Source organism: Allobosea sp. 10N428 (assembly GCF_056394545.1).
In genome coordinates, this window is record NZ_JBFTIC010000008.1 from 13,869 (window position 1) to 33,957 (window position 20,089).

Below are 20,089 nucleotides of genomic sequence, written 5' to 3' on the forward strand. Positions count from 1 at the left end.
CGAGGCAGGCTCTTCCTTGGGCTTGGCTTCTCATGTGGCGAATAGCCGACCGTCGCCGTCGACGCAAATGTGGAGGCAGTGATGCGGATACATTGCCGCAAGGCGCGGCGGCTGGCGGCGGGGATGGCAAGCTTCGGGCTTGAACAACGTCCCGATGCAAGGAATGGAAGCCAGATAAGCCCGACAGCGCTGCGATGCTTGACCGATCGTCTCGCTTCCACCTATGCACGGCTCGGCAAGAATGGGGTTCGAAATTTGTCAAGCGTTCGGCGTGCGCTGGTAGCTTATTCGATGTCGAGTACGTTCGTGCAGACGACGCTCGACTATCTCAAGGCATTCAAGCGGTTCAGCGGGTTTGATGTAGACTATGTTCATGTCACCCATCATGCGTCGATGGGTTTCGATTTCGATGGCTATGACATCGTTTTTCATAGCTACTGCGCGCGCTTATGTTTCGAGGGCTATGTTTCCGAGAGCTATCGCGAACATCTGCGGAATTTTCCTGGCGTCAAGGTTCTCGCCGTTCAGGACGAGTATGATCACACAGACACCTTGAAGGCGGCAATCAAGGATCTGAAATTCGACATCGTCCTGACCTGTGTTCCGCAGGACAGCCTGGAGTATGTCTATCCCCGGGCGGAGTTCCCGGATGTCGAGTTCATCACGGTCTTCACCGGCTATGTGCCGGACGATTTCGCCTCTTCTTTGCCACCGGCCAAGCCGCTGGCAGAACGCCCGATCTTCATCGGCTATCGCGGGCGCGATATCGGTGGCCGCTACGGCCGGCTGGGTTTCGACAAGTTCGAGATCGGCCGGCGGATGAAGGAACTCTGCGATGCCCGTGGCATCGAGACGGACATCGCCATGGACGAAGCCAGTCGGATCTACGGCACGGCATGGCTCGATTTCGTCGGGAGCTGCCGTGCTATGCTAGGCTCGGAATCCGGCTCCAATGTTTTCGATTTCGACGGTCGCATCGACGCCCGCTTCAAGGAGGCGACGGCGGCAAACGGGGGCGTTCCCCCGAGTTATTCTGATTTCCTGCCAATCGTTGCCGATCGCGATATAGAAATCGCGATGGGGCAAATTTCACCCCGCGTTTTTGAATGCGCGATAATGCGAACGCCGATGGTCCTGTTCAAAGGCCGGTACTCTGACGCGATCATTCCAGACGAGCACTATATTTCGTTGGAGAAGGACTTCTCCAACTTCGAAGACGTGTTGGCGCGACTACGCGACCTGCCGGAGCTCGAGAATATGACCCGGCGCGCCTTCGGCCATCTCGTCGGGACAGGGCGTTTCACATACAAAACCTTCTATGCAGGCGTCGCTGCGGCCATTGGGAAGAAGCTTGAAGGGAGGTTGCGGAAAACGGCGGGTCTCTCGACGCCGGTTTCGATACTTATGCTCGGCGAGGACGGTCGAATTGTTGAGACGCCGACATCGTGGCCGATGGGCCCCACGGCTTTCGAAATTCGACAAAGCGTCGAAGAGGCAATGAATTATCGGCGGCAGTGCGATACATTGATTGTGGAATTCGATCGCGTGCGATCTGTTTTTGAATTTGAACTTGATAGGGTTCAAGAAATTTATGCAAAAGAGCTTCAACACATTGACAGGGAAGGTAAAAGTCATGAAGAATTTTTGTCAAATTGTGATTTTTCTTGCTCTGAATTGACAAAATTAATCAATTATTACGATAATGAATGCGCTGATCTCTCAAGAGAGCGCCGTGAAGCATTTGATGCATTTCAAGCTGCGCTCGCCAATGGACTCGAGGTCCTGAGCTGCGAGGCGGCGCGGCTGCTCTTCAACCGCGAAAAATGCGGGTATTTCCGCATGATCGAGCGGCTCAAGCAGTTGAACGAAGCTTACCAGGCGGAGCGGGCCCAACTGGAGCGCGCGTATCGCGTTTATCTCGATGAACTGAGCAGGAAGGCGCCGTCGCCGGCGAGCGAGCATCTGTCAAACGAAGCGCCGCGCCCCGTCCTGATCCATCGCCTGTTAAAAGTCGTGTCTGCGGTCAAGTCGTTGATAAAGCGGATTGCGATTTGGCGTCGCGGTTGATGTGGTTCGGGATTGGCCGCAATGATTATTTCGTTGCGGTGGCGTAAAGGTCTAGGCCGAACCAGCGCGGAATCCAGCTCTTCAGGAGTTCACGCCGTGGCGGACTGCGTTCGAAGGGGGGGCCGTTATCGATGTTTTCGGTCTGTCCGGAGAAGGACGTATAGCCGCGGCAGAGCTTGCGCAGCGAGCGGATCGAGATCCAATCCGTGTGGGGCGCGCTTTCACCCGCCTGGTTCGCGTCATAGGCCGCACGCTCTGCCTGCGCGCTTTGGCCGACAACCCCGCGGTGGCCAAAAGTCTCGCGTAGCAGGTATCTCAGGGTTTCAGGGCGAGCTTGGCAGAGGCGTCGGTAGGAGTACGCGTAATAGACCATGAAGACGAGTTTGCCGCCAGGGCGCAGAACCCGCCGACACTCCTCAAGCGCCTTATGCAGGTCACCTGTATGATGCAGGCAGCCGATCGCAACAACGTAGTCGAAGCTCGCGTCCGCGAATGGTGCATGGAGGATTGAGCCTTGGCGAGCTTCGCCTTCGAGGCCAGCCTGCTTTAGGCGATGATTGACCATCGCAACCGGACCCGGTGCAATATCGAGTCCCTCATATCGCGCTCCGGCCTCGGCGAGACGCTGCGAAACGGTTCCATATCCCAGGCCGATTTCAAGAACGTCTTTGCCGTTCATGTCCTCGAACGGGATGTGGATGAAAAGATACGGATAGAAGGCGAAATACCAGTCGTCGAATTTCTTTAGCGACCTCGGTGAATCGTCGATGACGCCCAGCGACTTGGCGAACTGCGTCCCGCACAGCTCGCTCCAGAATGCGGAGTTGCGCGAATCGACTGCAGCTTGATCCACTGTGTTCGACATGGGAACCTTAATGATCGATGTCTTGCGCGGGTGAGCCGCGCCAGCGGCTTGATAGAAGCAATGGCACCGTATTCCAAGTCTGTTCTCCGATGGATTTCGGCGATTGCGGTGTCTTCAGTTGCGTGCCTGAGTTGCCGGAGGGGCGTCGCTTCGATTGCTCCTGCATGCGTCGACAGGGGTAATGGCATCGTGTAACAGGGCGCCTGCACACTGGTTCAGCCAGTGACGAAAATCCAGCATTTGCACTTAATGGCAGGTTCAGCAGTGGAAAGCTTCGATTCGGTCGTCCTGCTGACCTGGTCGGATTGGCATACCGAGCCGCGAAGCAACCGATATCATTATGCCGTTCGGTTTGCGCGTCGATGGCCGACTTTCTTCGTCCAGACGAACGGCGACGATGAGACAATTACCTTCGAGGCTGTCGAGGGGCACGACATCACGATCGTTCGGATCGGGCCAACCCACAGTCCGGCACAAGCGTCACGTTTGGCTGCGAAGCTGCGCGAGCGCGGCGTCACGAGGCCGCTGGTCTGGCTCTATAATCTTCATTTGGCAGAGGCTGCCCCGCGATTGCATCCGATTGCGGTAGTCTATCATGCTACCGAAGACTACCTCGCCAAGGCAGACAATGTCAGCATAACCAAGACCGATATCTCCGGGCTCGCCCTAAAGGCGATCGAGCGCGCCGATTTGGTCGTGGCGGTTTCAGAAGGCGTCGCCCAGACCCACCGTCGCGCTGTTCCATCAAGCAAGCCGATCGTCGTTCTGCCGAACGGTTGCGATTTTAGGTTCTGGCAACAGAGTGGCGCAGCCAAATATGTGAGGCCGGCCGCTGGCAAGGTTGCCTTATTTCAAGGGGGAATAAACGGTCGGTTGGACTTTTCCCTCCTGATGGAGCTCACGGAAATGTTGCCGGACTGGCAATTCTGGTTCTGCGGAAAGTCCGAGGACGGCGGCGATGATTGGGCGCGGCTGCAGCGACAGCCTAATGTCATATATCATGGGCTGCTTGACAGTGCCGGCATCGCCGATCTGGCTCGCCAATCCTGTGTCGGGCTGATCCCATTCAAGGACAGCGATCTGATGCGCAGATCGCTGCCGCTCAAGGCTTATGAATATCTGGCCTGTGGGCTGCCTGTCGTGACGACGCCGGTTGACGCTCTTGCCGACCGGCCCGAGTTATTCCTGACCGCGACCACTGCGGAGGAGTTCGCGACAGCGATCCGTCGGCTGGAGGTCTCGCGCAACAATACCGTCGTCGTCGCGCATCGCCTCGAAGCGGCGGCGTTGAGTTCTTATGATGCCCGATTCGACGAACTGCTGTCGCACCTCGACGGGTTCATCGCGCGTCAGGCGCAATTCCGGCCGGCCCTGAACGTGCTGATGCTCTATGACGACAACTCGACACATGTCAGCACGATCACAGAGCATCTCGAGGCGTTTCGAAAGCACTCACAGCACCGCTTTTTCTTTATGCCAGCAACTGAATTCGTCGGATTGGCGGACGCCCCCGGCGCCGAGCTGGACCTGTCCACTTATGACGCGCTTGCCATCCACTATTCCGTGAGAGTGTCGGTTCCCGCCCATCTGTCGGCCGGCATCGCCGCGACCATTGCAGCCTACCGCGGGCCGAAGCTGCTGTTTGTGCAGGACGAGTACGACAATGTCGAAATGGCTCGTCGCTGGATGGAAAGGCTCGGCGTTGACGCGCTCTTCACCAATGTACCGCAGGAAAGTCTCGACCTCGTCTATCCGCGCGATCGTTTCGCGAAGGTCGACTTCATCCCGACGTTGACGGGTTATGTTCCTGAAGATCCGGCGATCGATGCGTTCGTGATGCCGATGGCGGAGCGGGCGCTGCGTATCGCCTATCGCGGTCGCTCGCTGCCGCATCAGTACGGCGCGCTGGGCCGCGAGAAATATACGATCGGCCTCGATATGCGACGGCTGGCAATGCTGCGTGGGCTGGCGGCCGACATTGAGGTCGCCGAGGACAAGCGCATCTACGGTGCTGACTGGTATCGCTTCATCGGTTCTGCGCGTGCAACACTCGGCACGGAGAGCGGTTGCAATGTATTTGACTTCGACGGCGAGCTAAAAAAACTGGCGCGGGAACACGAGGACATGCCGTTCGAAATGTTCGCCGAGCGCTATTTGAAAGAGCATGACGGTCGGGTGAAAATGAACCAGATCTCGCCGAAGATCTTCGAAGCCATCCGCTTACGTACCGCTCTGGTGCTTTTCGAGGGGGAGTATTCTGGCGTTGTTCGCCCCCGAGAACACTATATTCCGTTGAAGAAAGATTATTCCAATGTCGATGACGTCTTTTCCCAATTGGAGGACGTCGATTCCCTCGACGCGATGACGGAACGCGCGTATCGCGACGTCGTCCTGACCGGTCAATACTCACTCCGGCGTTTCATCGAAGGCGTCGACGATTATCTGTCACGGCGTGCAATGGGGCGGCGGCGGGCAACTGTCATAAGCGTTCCAGTTGCGGCGATTTATGGCAATGAAGGGGCCGAGTTGCTGATGCGCCCCGGGCCGGACGCAATACTGCTTTCCGATACTGTTCTTGCGCATCAGCTCGGGCGGGCGCAGGTCTCGACAATCGGCGAAGCCTTGGCTGCAATCGGCGCAAGCGGAGGTCAGCACGACATGATCACCGACCTGCGGGGCGCGCAGGAACCTCGGCAACGCGGGATTGCTTTCAATCTGCTCAGGTTTCTTTGGCGTCGTGTGCCCAAGCGGCTGCGCTTTGCCTTCGTGGCACGGATTCGAACCCAATCGGACTTCGAGAACGGCGCGGTTTCGGGTCTTTTGCGCGCGATTCGAAGACGGTCGTTGTGAGTGCTGGTTTCGGCGGGGGGCGCACACCTCGGATCGGACTGATTTCGGTATCGACAATCGCGGATGATCCGCGCGTCCGGCGTCAAGGTGATCTGTTTCGGGAACGTGGCTGGAATGTCGTAGCCATCGGCCTCCCGGGCGCTCTTTCGCCGGAGCCGGCATGGCCATGCCTTTCAGTTGACACAGGTGGGCCGGCGAACAATGGCTCCACCACGGTGGTCGTCTCTGAGATAGGCACCGCGAACGATGCCGGTGACATCGAGCAGAGGGGAGGAGCCGAGGTAGTCCTGCGAGTCTGGCGCCGTCGTTTGCCGCCACTCGAGAGCACAATGCTGCGTCCCTTCTTGGTGTCGACACTGCGGCGTTTGCGCCGCGCCAAGGATGTCGCTGGTGTGTATCTGACGCCAGATCGAGCGATTTCGACCTATTGGGGGATCAACGACCGCTTCGACGGGATCTATCGTCTTGCAAGTGGTCAACACGCCGATGTCTGGTTGGCGAACGATTGGACGGCATTGCCAATCGTCCAGCGGCTGGCGACAGAGCAGGGCGTGCCTTACGCTTATGACACGCACGAGCTTGCCGTGGACGAGTATGCCCAGAGCTGGCGCTGGCGTTTGATCCACAGGCCCGTCATTGCCGCGATTGAGCGGATGGGTACAGCCGGTGCTGCCGTGACGAGCTGCGTCTCCCAGGGCATCGCCGACCGTCTGCACGCGCTTTACGCCCTGCCTGAAAAGCCGCTGCTGATCCGCAATATGCCGCGCTACGAAGCGCATTCGTTCCGCCTCTCCGGCGAGCGGATCGCGGTGCTCTACCATGGGGTGGTCAATGAGGGGCGCGGGCTCGAGGCCTGCATCGATAGCGTTGCGTTGTGGCGCCCGGAATTCCACCTGACCATTCGCGGCCCCAGTCCGGCCGCCTATCTCGAGAGCTTGGCCGCACGCATCCGTTCCGCCGGTCTGGAGGATCGTGTCACCTTGGCGCCGCCGGTGCCGATGATCGATCTGGTGCGGGAGGCTGCGCGGTTCGACGTCGGCCTGTTCGCGTTGCCCGGGCATTCGGCGCAGAACGTCCATGTCCTGCCCAACAAGTTCTTCGAATACACCATGGCCGGGCTCGCGCTCTGTGTCTCCGACCTGCCGGAGATGACGGCCTTGCTGCGGCAGCACGGGCTCGGCCGGTCGATTCCCGACGTGACCCCACAAGCCATCGCCGCCGCAATCAACGGCTTCACGCACGCGGAGATTGACGCTTGCAAGCAGCGCGCGCTCGACGCCGCCAAGCTGCTGAACTGGGAAGCCGAATCGGATCGCCTGTTCACAGCGATCGAGCGGGTCGTACTCTCGGCTCGCGGGGCCGGGCGCGACGCCGCGCAATAGGCTAAGGCGCGGCCTTAACGCGGGGTCCGGGGGCGGCAAGCCTGCCGATCAGCGCGAGCAGCTTGGTGCCTTCCATGTCAAAGTTGAGATCGCGAGCGCGTGCGAGCGCCGCATGCTTGCACGCATCGATGCGAACTGGATCGAGGCCGGCGAGGCAGCTTGCGATCGTCTCGGGCGTATCGCCGGCGAGCAAGGCGCCGCAGCCAGCGGTCTCAATGACGTTGCGAATTTCTGGCAGGTCGCTGCTGATGACCATCAGCCCCGCCTGCATGTACTCGAAGATCTTGTTCGGCATGGCGAAGCGCGCATGCGTCGTGCTGTTCGACAGGAGGAAAATGCCGATATCGGCTTGCGCGGCAGTGGCGATCAACTGAGCGGGCGGTACCGGCGGTTCAATCTTGACACGATCGCCGAATGGGTCCGCAAGCTGCTGCAGATGCCGCTCGAAGCCCCCCTGCGCCGGACCGCGGATCACCAGGCGGAAATGCGCCGGCCAGAGCCGCACGCTCTCGATCAGTGCTTCCAAACCGCGTCTTGGAACGATTGCACCATGATAGAGGACTGTAATCGGCGTCCTCGTCGGCCGGAATGAGGTCGCATGCCAGCTGGGCGTATTGGCGATGACCATGGGTCGAGGCAGAGTGTAGAGCCGGGCCAGGGCGTCCGCGATGCCTTCGCTGACGGTGACGACCGCGTCGGCGCCGCGGATATAGCGGTCTTCGATCCGCACGACATGCTGTCGCGCCAGCAGGTTCCAGCGCCAGCTATCGGCGAATTCCTCGGTTCCGAATTCGTGGCTGTCGTAGACGATGCGAGCGGCGCTGGTCCGCTTGGCCGCGAAGGCTACCGGCAGGGAGCGCCAGTCATTGGCGATGATGATCTCCGGCGCGAACCGCTTCAGTTCGCGCAAGGCTGTCAATTTTGTGTACGACAGCCAGTATGTGAAATCGGCGGTCGCCGACAAAATCGTCGCGGGGGCCTGCCTGAAGACCATGCCCAGGCGGACGCGCCAGTCATTGCCGGGGCCCGGCAGGGGCGTCACCGCGCAGGGCTGTTCGTCGGGCAGCGGGCGCTGTGCGAAGATGCGGACATCGTAGCCCGCTCCGGCCAGCAGCGTGGCGTGCCGAAGCACGCGTGAATCGTGCCGCAAGGGCGAGAGGCAGAGAAGGGCGACGCGCATCATTCACTGCCAGCGCGGAGCGCATGTCGATGCTTGGGTGCACCATGAGTTGTGCGTGGGATCATTCTGACGAAGCCCTGAATAGGGGCCATCCACCGGGTCGCATGCGTGGCTGGGAAGCGGGCAACCACATAAGCTTCCTATCAGCTCTTGGAAATGAAAATAAACGGAGGAGGTGAGCGCTAATACCAATTGTCGACAAGACCGGCGCGACAGGGGTGGCTTTCGCGATGTCCACCCGGCGCCGCCGAACCCGTTCAGCGGAATGCACGACATGCTTCTGGTACCTCAGCCGTTCCGGGCGGGGACTAAGGCCGGTTTTCGCGGCCATTCCGGATGAGGGGGGTTATCTGTTCGGCAATTTCCTTCGCGCGGCTCTGCCAGCTGGCAAAGCGCTCAACATATCGCCGGCCGTTGTCTCCACGCTGCTGCGCCAGACCCGGCTCCGCCGCAGTTTGCGATGCAGCTGCCGCCAAGGCAGAAGGGCTCGCCATCGGGATCACGATGCCTGTCTCGTGCTCCCGCACCACATCGCCCTGGAATGGCAGATCCGTGACGATGACCGGCACGCCGCTCGCCATCGCCTCGAACAGCTTCAAGGGGGCTACGCCCGTGTTCAGGTGCCCGGCTGAGTCTTCGGTTACCGACAGGGCCGCGATGGCGCCGCGCAGATAGCTTGCCACTTCCTTCGGAGGGCGCCGGCCGAGCCAGCGTACGCGCGGATGGGCGGCGGTATCCTTCAGCCGGTCGCGCTCGACGCCGTCGCCGATCATCACGAGCGCGACGCCCTCGGGCCAGCCCGGCTCCTTCGTCGCCGCAATCATCGTCGCGATCCCATGCCAGGCGGTGAGGCCGCCAACGAAGGCGATATAGCGCTCCGGCTCGGCCGGCCGGGGGCCGTCCGGGTTGAACAGGTCGATATCGGCGCCGTTGGTCACGACGCTGACCCGGTCATGCCCCGCCTCTGCCAGCGCCCAGCCACGCAGGCCGTCTGTCACCACGAAGACATGGGAGGCCATCCGCATCTGGGTGCGATAGAGCCAGCGGATCAAGGGGCCGATCCAGCGCAACCAGCGATAGGTGACGAGGATGTCGGCGGGAAGGCCGTTAATCTCCTGGAAAACCGGCACGCCGCGCAGCTTCGCCCAGGCGGAAAGCGGCATCGCAGCAAAATGGGCTCGCATGAAAACTGCGTCGTAGCTCTTCAGGCGCCAGGCCGCCTGCCATTGGACGCGGACGTAATCCGCGAGCCTCGCCAGATAGCGGGTGCCAGAACTGGCCCCGCCCCGGCTTGTCGCCAGCAGGTCCACCACCCAACCGATCTTGCGCAGGCCGCGGATGATCTCGTGGACATGCGTATACGTCGCCTGTCCCTCGCGCGGCGTCTCCAGCGAGAGGTAGAGGAGTCGCGGCTCGGTTGTCACGCCGCGACTGCGGTCTTCAACGCATCCTGAACCGCCGCGATGATGTAATCCTGCGTCGCCTCGTCGAGATAGGGGTGCATCGGCAGCGCGACGACCTCCTGCGCGGCGCGCTCCGAAATCGGCAGGCCGTTTCCGGCCACCGGATAGTGCTTATAGGCGGTCTGCTGGTGCAGCGGCTTCGGGTAGTAGACCGTGGTCGGCACGCCCTTGGCCTTCAGCGCCGCCTGGAAGGTGTCGCGGCGGTCGGCGGCGACGCGGATCGTGTACTGGGCCCAGGTCGAGACGCAATCAGCCATGACATGAGGCGTCACCACGACGTCCTTGAGCGCAGCGGTGTATCGCTGGGCCACGACCTGCCGCTTCTCGAGCTCCTCGGCATAAACCTTGAGCTTCTCGATCAGCACGGCCGCCTGGATGGTGTCGAGCCGCGAATTCACGCCGACGCGGACATTGTCGTATTTGTACGAGCCCTTGCCGTGGAACCGCAGCGACATCAGCAGCGCGGCGTGCTCGTCGTTGTCGGTCAGGATAGCGCCGCCGTCACCATAGCAGCCGAGCGGCTTGGCCGGGAAGAAGCTCGTCGTGGCGAAATCGCCGATCGCGCCGGCAACGCGGCCCTTGTAGCGCGCGCCGTAGCCTTGAGCCGAATCCGAGATCAGGACGAGGCCATTCTGCTTGCAGAAGGCTTCGATCGGCTCGTAGTCGCAGGCCTGGCCGAAGAGATCGACGCTGATCAGGGCGCGAGGATTGAGCTTGTGCTGCTTCGCGGTTTCGAGAGCGGCGCTGAGACCCTTCGGGTCGATATTGTAGGTGGCTTCGTCTATCTCGGCGAAGACGGGCGTCGCGCCCATCCACGCGGCCACTTCGGCGGTCGCGGCGAAGGTGAAGCTCGGGCAGATCACGGCGTCGCCGGGGCCGATGCCGAGCGCTTCGAGCACGAGGATCAGCGCGTCCGTGCCGTTGGCGACGCCGATCGCGTGCTTGGCGCCGCAGAAGGCGGCAAGCTCGGTCTCGAATTGCTGGACCTGCTGGCCGAGGATGTAGTTGCCGTCATGGACGACCTTGAGGATGGCGTCGTCCATGGCCTTGCCGATGTGCTGGCGCTGGGCTTTGAGGTCGATGAACTCGATCGCGGGGCGTTCGCTCATCAGGCAATCTCCTCCAGATGCTCCGGGCTTGTTTCCCGATAGCGCGTTCCGCTCAGTGGGCAGGTCAGATCCGGACCGAGCTTCTCGCCCGCCTTGCTCATCCAGCCGATTCGGCGCGCCGGCACGCCGGCCATCAGAGCATAGTCGGGCACGTCCCTGGTCACCACCGCGCCCGCGGCAATGAAGCAATACGCCCCGAGCGTATGACCGCAGACGATCGTCGCATTGGCGCCGATGCTCGCGCCCTGCTTGACCAGCGTACGCCGGAACTCGGCCTTGCGGTTCATGAAGGCGCGGGGGTTATTGACGTTGGTAAAGACGCAGGAGGGGCCGCAGAACACGTCCGCCTCCAGCTCGACGCCGTCATAGAGCGCGACATTGTTCTGGATCTTGCAGCCGTCGCCGATGCGCACGCGCGGGCCGGCCATCACGTTCTGGCCGAGCACGCAGTCGCGGCCGATCTCGGTCTGGCCGAGCACATGGACGAAGTGCCAGATCTTGCTGCCGGCGCCGAGCGCTGCACCCTCGTCGACATAGGCGCTCTCATGGATAAGCGCGCCAGGAAAGCGCGGATCTTCCCGCATCTGCGACGCGCCGGCCATGGTCAGCCCTTAATGTATTTCGCCGCGAAGGGGTGCTTCTCGCCGCCGGTCACAACGGGCAGCTGGCGGAACTGCGAGACGACTTCGATCGAGAAACGGACATCCTCGAGCCCGTAGCCCTTGCCGGCGAGAATCTCTTCGTAGCTGCGGGTGTGCAGGTCGGTGAAGCCGTCCGAGAACTCGACCTCCTCGCCGTCGACGGTGATCGAGCGGAAGGTCGTCTTCTGGCCTTTCACGCCGTCGGGCAGGTCGTCCGAGTCGACCGAGAGGAACCAGCGCACATCGGCCTTCTCATAGGAGAGGAGGCCACCCGCGCGCGCACCCTCGCGCAGATTGGCCGTCTGCGATTGCAGAGGGCCGAAGACGAAGGCCAGCATGTCAAAGAAGTGCACGCCGATATTGGTCGCGACGCCGCCGGACTTGGTGTCTTCGCCCTTCCAGGAGGCGTGATACCAGCGTCCACGCGAGGTGATATAGGTCAGGTCGACCGAATGGCGCTGGTTCGAGGCGGCGACGCGGTCGCGCAGCGCGATGATCGCCGGGTGAAGGCGCAGCTGCAGGATGGTGTTGACCTTGTGGCCGGTGTCGCGCTCGATTTCGGCCAGCCCGTCGATGTTCCACGGATTGAGGACGAGCGGCTTCTCGCAGATTACCTCGCTGCCGGCGCGCAGGCCGAAGCGGATATGGGCGTCGTGCAGGTAGTTCGGCGAGCAGATGCTGACATAGTTGATGCGCTCGTCGCGGCGGCGCAGCTTGTCGACATGGCGGTCGAAGCGTTCGAATTCGGTGAAGAAATGCGCCTGCGGGAAGTGGCTGTCGATGATGCCAACGGAGTCATTGGGGTCGAACGCGACCTTGAGATCGCCGCCGACCGCCTTCATGGCCTTCATATGGCGCGGCGCGATGTAGCCGGCAGCACCGATCAGTGCGAATGACGTCATGGTATTGTTCTCTGGCGTTTCCTGGTGCGTCCTGGCTCAGGCCTTGACGATGTTTTCACCGGTTAATCCGGCCTTGGCGCAAGCATTGCGCGTGTCGATGACGAGGCGGGCAGCGCTGACGAGCGCCTTGTAATCGACCGCGTCGTGGTCCGTTGCGATCAGTACGGCGTCGTAACCCTTGACCGCCTCGGACGAAAGCGAGACGGAAGACCGGCCGGTCAGGTTGGCGTGCTCGCGGGTCGGGGGGATCACCGGCACATGCGGGTCATGATAGTCGGCCTTCGCCCCACGCTCTTCAAGCAATTCGATCAGGCGCAGCGACGGGCTCTCGCGCATGTCGTCGATATTCTTCTTGTAGGCGATGCCCATCACCAGGATCTTCGCCTTGCTAAGCCCACGGCCTTGCTGGCGGTCGAGCGCCTCGGCGACGCGGTCGACGACCCAGTGCGGCATAGCGGTATTAATTTGGCCGGCGAGCTCGATGAAGCGCGTGGTGACGTCGAATTCGCGCGCCTTCCAGGTCAGGTAGAACGGGTCGATCGGGATGCAGTGTCCGCCGAGCCCGGGGCCGGGATAGAACGGCATGAAGCCGAAGGGCTTGGTCTTGGCGGCATCGATCACCTCCCAGACATCGATACCCATCTTGCCGTAGATCACCTTCAGCTCATTCACGAGCGCGATGTTGACGGCGCGGAAGATGTTCTCGGTTAGCTTCACCGCCTCGGCCGTGGCCGAGCTCGATACCGGCACGGTCTTGACGACGAGGGCGCTGTAGACGGCGTTCGCCAGCTCGAGCGCCTCGGCGCCGTCGCCGCCGACGACCTTCGGGATGGTCGAGGTGCCGAAATCCGGATTGCCCGGGTCCTCGCGCTCCGGCGAGAAGGCAAGATAGAAGTCGACGCCGCTCTTCAGCCCGGTCGCCTCGAAGATCGGACGCATCACCTCGTCGGTCGTGCCCGGCCAGGTCGTCGATTCCAGCACGACGAGATGGCCTTTGCGCAGCCGCGGCGCGATGGTCCGCGCCGTGCTCTCGACATAGGACAGGTCGGGCTCGCGATGCTTGGTCAGCGGCGTCGGCACCGCGATGATGATGGCGTCGACGTTGCGCAGTTCGTCGAAATCGACGGTGGCGCGAAAGCGCTCCTCTTTGATCGCGGCAGCAATCGCAGTGGTTGGAATGTGCTTGATGAAGCTCTCGCCGCGGTTGATCTGGTCGACGCGCTTCGCGTCGATGTCGAAACCGACAACCTTGAAGCCGGCCTTGCACGCCGTCAGCGCCAGCGGGATGCCGACATAGCCGAGGCCGATGATGCCGATCCGGTAGTCCTTGGTGGCGACACGGGCGAGTTGCCCGGACAGGCTCTCAGGGGCCGAGTCGGTACGAGCGGTCGTCGAGGCAGACATGAAGAGCTTTCCACCTAGTGGAGCGCGCGCAAGCGCTGGGACGAGAATGACGGGTCGCTTTGCCGCTGTGTTAGAACGATGTCAACCTATGCTGCCAGTGGCAGGGTCGGTAATCGCTCGTTTCGCAACGGTATTCCTGCGTTTTTGATCTGCGAATATTCACGGCCATTCCACCCGGTGCGAAAATCCGCGCTGCCGCTTCGCAGAGCGAAACGCGACGACCGCGCCCGGATAGGCTCGTCGTCGCGGCGTCCTTCACGCTCAGCAATATGGCGATTTTCCTGCGCGGCTCGCCGGCCTTTGAAAATCTTCCACAGTTCCTATCTGGAAACCGGTGGGGCGAGCGGCAAAAGGGCCCTCTTGCCCGCATCCTCTCGCCTGCGCGATAAGCGGATGTCCGGTCTTCTTGTGCCGGTGTAACGGAGTCTCCATGAGTTTCCGCAACATCCATTCGCACGGTCTCGTCCGGATCGCATGCGCCGCGCCGCGCCTCAAGGTGGCTGATCCGGCCTTCAACGTGGCCGAGACGATTGCGTTGCTGCGGCGGGCGGATGAGAGCGGGGCGTCGCTGACCCTGTTTCCGGAGCTCGGCATCAGCGCCTATGCGATTGACGATCTGCTGCAGCAGAATGCATTGCTGGATGCCGTACGCGACGCCTTGGGTCGCCTCGTCGAGGAGAGCCGTGCGCTGCGTGGCGTCGTCGTGGTCGGCGCGCCGCTCAGGGTCGAGGGGCGGCTGTTCAACTGCGCCGTCGCTGTTCATCGCGGGCGCATCCTCGCCGCTGTGCCCAAGACCTATCTGCCGAACTATCGCGAATTCTACGAGCGCCGGCAGTTTGCCTCGGGCGAGCGGGCGAGCGCGCTCTATATCGATCTTTGCGGCCAGGACGTGCCATTCGGCACGGATATCCTGCTGACGGCGACCGATATCCCGGATTTCGTCGTCCATATGGAGATTTGCGAGGACGTCTGGACGCCGATCCCGCCCTCGTCCTTTGCGGCGCTTGCGGGCGCGACCGTCCTGCTCAACCTCTCCGCGTCCAACGTCACCATCGGCAAGTCGGACTGGCGCCATGCGCTCTGCAAGGCCCATTCCGGCCGCTGTATCGCGGCCTACGCCTATTCCGCTGCCGGCACTGGCGAGTCGACCACCGACCTCGCTTGGGACGGGCAGGCGATGATCTACGAAAATGGTGCGCTGCTGGCCGAAGCCGAGCGCTTCGCCGCCGAGCCGCAGCTCATCCTCGCCGATATCGATCTCGAACGGCTAGCGATGGACCGCATCCGCCAGAACACCTTCGGCGACAGCGCCGACGTGAACCGCGACCGGCTCGGCTTCCGCCGCATCGAGTTCACTCTGGAGCCGGACCGCGAGAACGATCTGGGTCTCGCCCGCACCGTCGAGCGCTTCCCTTTCGTGCCGAGCGACGATGCCAGGCTGAACGAACTCTGCTTCGAGGCCTACAACATCCAGTCGCATGGCCTGCGCAAGCGGCTGGAGAGCACGCGGCTCGACAAGGTCGTGATCGGCGTTTCCGGCGGTCTCGATTCGACGCAGGCGCTGATCGTCGCGGCCCACACCTTCGATGCGCTCGGCCTGCCCCGCGAGAACATCCTCGCCTACACGCTGCCAGCCTTCGCCACCAGCAAGGACACCAAGGACAATGCCTGGCGGCTGATGCGGGCGCTCGGCGTCAGCGCCGAGGAGATCGACATGACGCCGGCCTGCCGGCAGATGCTGGTCGATATCGGCCATCCCTTCGCCGCGGGCGAGCCCGTCTACGATATTACTTTTGAAAACGTACAGGCCGGCGCGCGCACCTCCGTGCTGTTCCGCCTCGCCAACCGGCACAATGGCCTGGTGATGGGCACCGGCGACCTCTCGGAGCTCGCGCTCGGCTGGTGCACCTATGGCGTCGGCGATCACATGTCGCATTACAACGTCAACGGCTCGGTGCCGAAGACGTTGATCCAGCATCTGATCCGCTGGGTGGCGCAGTCCGGCCGTTTCGGCGCCGAGGCCTCGGATGTCATGCTCGACATCCTCGCGACCGAGATCTCGCCGGAGTTGGTGCCCGGCGATGGCGACAAGCCCGCGCAGAAGACCGAGGATTTCGTCGGCCCCTATGCGCTGCAGGACTTCAACCTGTTCTACACGACGCGCTACGGCTTCCGCCCGAGCAAGATCGCTTTCCTGTCCGAGCACGCCTGGCGCGATGCCGGAGCAGGCGACTGGCCGCCGAACATGGAAGCGGGCAAGCGCGTCGCCTACGACCTGCCCACCATCAAGCGCTGGCTCGGCGTCTTTATCCGCCGCTTCTTCGAGACCAGCCAGTTCAAGCGCTCGGCCGTGCCGAACGGCCCGAAGGTCTCCTCTGGCGGCTCGCTCTCGCCGCGCGGCGACTGGCGCGCGCCGAGCGATGCGTCGGCTGCGCCATGGCTCAAGGACTGGGAGCGGATTCCCGACTGAGGGAGGGAGCCGGAGCCGGCGGCCTCTATCCCAGCCTAAACGGCGAAACCCGTCACGTCGGCGGTCGACCCTGTGTGGCGCGTTTACTCTGAACGATCTCCCCAAGGCGCCGGGCAACCTATCCGAACCCGGCCGGGCCTCCTGACGGCGCCTTGATCGGCTCCCGGCGGCACCTTGTCGAGATCATCGTTCAACGAAGGTGATTACCGAGTTGCTGATCGAGGCTACATTCGCCTTGGGCGGTCAGGCGCCGGAGGCGGCTACGACGACGACGGGGATCGCGACCGAGCTGGGCAAAGCCCACCGATCTGTCCAAGAATAGGGGAGCGCCTTACTCGCCGGACAGAGCGGCTGAGCCAGCCGAAGACGGGGGAACAGGTCGATGCGATTTGTCCTATGGACAGGGGCTCTCCTCATCGTCGCCGCCCTCGCGGCGGCAATCCATTACTGGTCCCCGCACGCGACCTTGCGGGTGACAACGGGGGCCTTCGGCACCGACGCTCAGCGTTTTATCGGCGCTCTCATCACCGAGACGGCCAAGGATCACCCCCGCATCAGGCTCCAACCCGTTCAGGTCAACGATCTGGCTGCCAGTTCAAAAGCGATCGAAAACGGCGATGTAGACCTCGCGCTGATCCGCAGTGACGTCTCGCCTCCGACCAATGGCCAGACGATCGCGATCCTGCGCCGCGACGTCGTCGCTTTCGTGCTGCCGCCGAAATCGGCCATCGACAGCATTGGCAAGCTCGAAGGCAAGACGATCGCAATTCCGCAAGGGCGCCTGCAGGACACCAACGCCGCGCTGCTCGACGTGATCCTGAGCTTCTACAATGTCGCGCCTCAAGAGGTGAAGCGCCTGTTCCTCTCGCCTGACGAACTGGTCGCGGCGGTTCGCCAGCGGCACGTTGCCGCCATCCTTGCCGTGGGGCCCATCGGGCCGGGGGAGGTGGTGGGCGCCGTTACGGCGATGGCCAAGGGGGCCGCTGGGACACCGACGATCCTGGCGTTCTCTGATGCGGATGCCTTCAATCGGCGCTTTCCGGCGTTCGAATCGTATGATGTGCCGGAAGGTGCCTTCAAGTCTCGCCCGGCGACCCCCGACGACACGGTCACGACGCTCGCCGTGACATACCGGCTCGTCGCGCCCGATACGATGCTCGATCTTGTCGCCGGGGCCATAGGCCGGACCCTCTTCACCTCAAAGTCAAAGCTGACTGCACTCACCCCTCTGGCGAGCCAAATCGAAGCGCCAGACCCCGACGCGAAGAACCCCATCCTGCCGATCCATCCCGGCGTCGCCAATTACCTCAACAACGGCGAACAGAGCTTTTTCGATGAGTTTCAGGGCTATTTCTACCTTGCGGCGGCCCTGTTCAGCCTCCTGGCTTCGCTTGCGACGATTGTCATGGGGAGTGTGAAGTCGAGGCGCATGCATCAGGAACAGGGGCGGATCGGGCAGTTGATCCAGATCGCCGACCAGGCGCAGAGCGCTGATGCCGAGGCACTGGAGGCGCTTGATCGCTCACTTCATCACCTGATCGCCGAGGCCGTTGCCTCCGCTGGCCGCTCTGGCAATGATTCCACGATGGCCCTCGCGATCAACCACGCCCGTTATTCCGTCAGGGAGCGCCGGGCGCTGCTGAGTTCCCGGGGCGTGCGAGCCTCCGGGCATTCTTCGGTGTCGATCTAGAAGGCTGGGTCTCCGACCCAGGCAGGAGGATCGCATGAGCGCCCGCTTACGGTCCCGAGGCCAAGGTCGGCGCATGGCGCCGCCCAGCCCAGGGGAAGGCGCCCAACGAGCTTCCGCGTCCCACCCGACTGGGACATTCCCGCCGCCCAGTAAAAAAGCCCGCGGCGCGTGCCGCGGGCTGATCGTTTCAAGCTTCGACAGGCTCACGCCGCGACGGCGGTCGGCTCCTTCTTTTCCCATTCCTCGCCCCAGATCATCACGGCATGGCCGGGCGAGACCTCGCGGTACTGGCGCACGGGCACGACATAATCGGGCGCTCGCACCGGGCTCTTGATCTCGTCGTTCGAGACAGGGCGCTTCTCCAGGCGCCGGGCCGGATCGGCGATCGGCACGGCGGCGAGCAGCCGCTTGGTGTAGGGATGCTGCGGGTTCTGGAAGATCGCCTCGCGCGGGCCGATCTCGACGATCTCGCCGAGATACATCACCGCGACGCGATGGCTGACGCGCTCCACCACCGCCATGTCGTGCGAGATGAAGAGATAGCCCAGACCCATGCGGGCCTGCAGATCGAGCATCAGGTTGACGACCTGCGCCTTCACCGAGACGTCGAGCGCCGAGACCGCCTCGTCCGCCACGATCAGGCGCGGCTCCACCGCGAGCGCACGCGCGATGCAGATGCGTTGGCGCTGGCCGCCCGAGAATTCGTGCGGGAAGCGGTTGGCCATCTCAGGCAGCAGCCCGACGCGCTTGAGCAGGTCGGCGACCTTGTCGCGCGCTTCCGAGCGGGTGGCGAGGTTGTTGATCAGCAGCGGTTCGGCGACGGCCGTACCGACATTCATGCGCGGATTGAGCGAGGCGAACGGGTCCTGGAAGATCATCTGCATGCGCTTGCGCTGCTCGCGAAGGTCATGCTGGTTGAGCTTGAGGACGTCGACGCCGTCGAGCAGCACCGAGCCGGCGAGCGGCTCGATCAGACGCATCACCGAGCGGCCGGTGGTCGACTTGCCGCAGCCGGATTCGCCGACCAGCGCGAGGGTCTCGCCGGCCTTCAGGCTGAAGGAGACGTTCTCGACCGCGTGCACCCGGCCCTTGACCGAGGAGAGCAGGCCGCCGCGGATTTCGAAGCGAGTGGTGAGGCCGGCGACCTCGAGCACGGGGCGCTCGGCCGCCTGGACGGTATCGGGCACCTCGGTCGGCACGTCCGAGAGACCGGTCGCGCGGTCGACGACCGGAAAGCGCATCGGCCGCCGGCGGCCTTCCATCGAGCCCAGCTTCGGCACGGCCGAGAGCAGCGCCTTGGTGTAGGGCTTCTGCGGATTGCGGAAGATGTCGTCGGTGTTACCCGTCTCGATCTCGTCGCCGTTGTACATCACGACGGTGCGGTCGGCGATCTCGGCGACGACGCCCATGTCATGGGTGATGAAGAGGACGGACATGCCCTCTTCATCCTGCAACTGCTTGATGAGCTCGAGGATCTGCGCCTGGATGGTGACGTCGAGCGCGGTGGTCGGCTCGTCGGCGATCAGGAGCTTCGGCTTGCAGGCCAGCGCCATCGCGATCATCACGCGCTGGCGCATGCCGCCCGAGAAGCGGTGCGGATATTCGTGGAAGCGCGACTTCGCCGCGGGAATGCGGACCTTCTCGAGCAGGCGCACCGTCTCGGCTTCGGCCTCCGAGCGCGACAGGCCGCGATGCAGGATCAGCGCCTCGGCGATCTGGAAGCCGATGGTCAGCACCGGGTTCAGCGAGGTCATCGGCTCCTGGAAGATCATCGCGATCTCGTTGCCGCGGATGTGGCGCATGTCGGAATCCGGCAGCGTCAGCAGCTCCTTCCCGTTGAGCTTGATCGAGCCTTCGATCTTGCTCGACTGGGGCGGGGTGAGGCGCATGATCGAGAGCGCGGTCACGCTCTTGCCGGAGCCGGATTCACCGACGACCGCCAGCGTCTCCTTCGGCTTGATGTCGAAGGAGATGTTGCGGACTACTGATTTCCATTGGCCTTCCACGCGGAAGGAGGTCGAGAGGTTCGAAACCGACAGGATCGGGGAGGTCATTTCGGGTCCTTC

General features: G+C 62.8%; 13 protein-coding genes. 5 read left to right on the forward strand and 8 right to left on the reverse strand.

Annotated features, from left to right (window positions below; all coding sequences use genetic code 11):
• The first annotated feature begins 81 nt into the window (after positions 1-81).
• The gene (locus tag AC1DDA_RS21375; RefSeq protein ID WP_476797284.1) at positions 82-2,067 is read left to right on the forward strand and encodes a hypothetical protein; all 1,986 of its coding nucleotides are present in this window, start codon (positions 82-84) and stop codon (positions 2,065-2,067) included.
• A 25-nt stretch (positions 2,068-2,092) separates the two neighbouring features.
• Here the strand turns inward: AC1DDA_RS21375 and AC1DDA_RS21380 are convergent, their stop codons facing one another.
• Positions 2,093-2,932 carry a class I SAM-dependent methyltransferase gene (locus AC1DDA_RS21380; RefSeq protein WP_476797285.1) on the reverse strand — a complete coding sequence of 280 codons (840 nt, stop codon included), beginning with the start codon at positions 2,930-2,932 and terminating at the stop codon, positions 2,093-2,095.
• Positions 2,933-3,154: 222 nt separating this feature from the next.
• Between AC1DDA_RS21380 and AC1DDA_RS21385 the strand changes: the two genes are divergently transcribed.
• Positions 3,155-5,782, forward strand: a complete 2,628-nt coding sequence (locus AC1DDA_RS21385) for a glycosyltransferase (RefSeq protein WP_476797286.1) — start codon at positions 3,155-3,157, stop codon at positions 5,780-5,782.
• 329 nt (positions 5,783-6,111) lie between these two features.
• Positions 6,112-7,164, forward strand: coding sequence for a glycosyltransferase (locus AC1DDA_RS21390; RefSeq protein WP_476797287.1), 1,053 nt, complete (start codon positions 6,112-6,114; stop codon positions 7,162-7,164).
• A gap of 1 nt (position 7,165) precedes the next feature.
• On the opposite strand, the gene AC1DDA_RS21395 is transcribed toward AC1DDA_RS21390, so the two are convergent.
• The 6 genes from AC1DDA_RS21395 to AC1DDA_RS21420 form a co-directional block, all read right to left on the reverse strand.
• Positions 7,166-8,347: a glycosyltransferase gene (locus tag AC1DDA_RS21395; protein WP_476797288.1), complete on the reverse strand. Its 1,182-nt coding sequence runs from the start codon at positions 8,345-8,347 to the stop codon at positions 7,166-7,168.
• Between the two features lie 305 nt (positions 8,348-8,652).
• On the reverse strand, positions 8,653-9,768 hold the full coding sequence (locus AC1DDA_RS21400; protein ID WP_476797289.1) for a glycosyltransferase: 1,116 nt from the start codon (positions 9,766-9,768) through the stop codon (positions 8,653-8,655).
• Entirely contained in the window at positions 9,765-10,916 is a 1,152-nt protein-coding gene (locus AC1DDA_RS21405) for a DegT/DnrJ/EryC1/StrS family aminotransferase (RefSeq protein WP_476797290.1), read from the reverse strand. The genes AC1DDA_RS21400 and AC1DDA_RS21405 overlap by 4 nt, the downstream gene beginning before the upstream one ends.
• Positions 10,916-11,518, reverse strand: a complete 603-nt coding sequence (locus AC1DDA_RS21410; protein ID WP_476797291.1) for an acyltransferase — start codon at positions 11,516-11,518, stop codon at positions 10,916-10,918. Before AC1DDA_RS21410 ends, AC1DDA_RS21405 begins: the two co-directional genes overlap by 1 nt.
• A gap of 2 nt (positions 11,519-11,520) precedes the next feature.
• Positions 11,521-12,459: a Gfo/Idh/MocA family oxidoreductase gene (locus AC1DDA_RS21415; protein WP_476797292.1), complete on the reverse strand. Its 939-nt coding sequence runs from the start codon at positions 12,457-12,459 to the stop codon at positions 11,521-11,523.
• A 36-nt stretch (positions 12,460-12,495) separates the two neighbouring features.
• Entirely contained in the window at positions 12,496-13,863 is a 1,368-nt protein-coding gene (locus AC1DDA_RS21420) for a nucleotide sugar dehydrogenase (RefSeq protein WP_476797293.1), read from the reverse strand.
• Positions 13,864-14,293: 430 nt separating this feature from the next.
• Between AC1DDA_RS21420 and AC1DDA_RS21425 the strand changes: the two genes are divergently transcribed.
• Complete coding sequence (locus tag AC1DDA_RS21425; RefSeq protein WP_476797294.1) at positions 14,294-16,333, forward strand: NAD(+) synthase; 2,040 nt, start codon at positions 14,294-14,296, stop codon at positions 16,331-16,333.
• Between the two features lie 472 nt (positions 16,334-16,805).
• Positions 16,806-18,023: a TAXI family TRAP transporter solute-binding subunit gene (locus tag AC1DDA_RS21430; protein ID WP_476797295.1), complete on the forward strand. Its 1,218-nt coding sequence runs from the start codon at positions 16,806-16,808 to the stop codon at positions 18,021-18,023.
• A gap of 203 nt (positions 18,024-18,226) precedes the next feature.
• Here AC1DDA_RS21430 and AC1DDA_RS21435 read toward each other — a convergent pair whose 3' ends face one another.
• Entirely contained in the window at positions 18,227-20,077 is a 1,851-nt protein-coding gene (locus AC1DDA_RS21435; protein WP_476797296.1) for an ABC transporter ATP-binding protein, read from the reverse strand.
• Positions 20,078-20,089 lie beyond the last annotated feature (12 nt).